At 63.5% G+C, this 304-nt stretch carries 1 protein-coding gene; it reads left to right on the forward strand.

Annotation, left to right across the window (positions count from 1 at the left end; translation table 11 throughout):
* Window positions 1–304 (forward strand): serine hydrolase (locus HX778_RS24970; RefSeq protein ID WP_176983362.1); only part of this gene is annotated, 304 nt, incomplete at both ends.

A 304-nucleotide genomic window follows, 5' to 3' on the forward strand; every position in this document is an offset into this window, starting at 1 on the left:
GGCGTGGCGTACGGCGAAAACCGCTTCAAACTGAGCGACCCGGCCGCGCGCTTTTATCCACCGATGAAGCAGCACCCGACCATTACCCTGGGGCACCTGCTCAATTGGGCCTCGGGCCTGGACTGGCAGGAAGATTACGAATACGCGCCGCTGAAATCCCCGGCGGTGGCCATGCCCTACACCCGTGGCCGCGCCGATATGGCGGAGTTTGCCGCTGATACCAGCCCCTTCGCCGAACCTGGCCAGGCATTCCGCTACTCCAGCGGGGACAGCAATCTATTGTCTGCTGCCCTCAAGGGCATGC

It is taken from the genome of Cedecea sp. P7760, assembly GCF_013386425.1.
Lineage (GTDB): Bacteria > Pseudomonadota > Gammaproteobacteria > Enterobacterales > Enterobacteriaceae > Cedecea > Cedecea selenatireducens.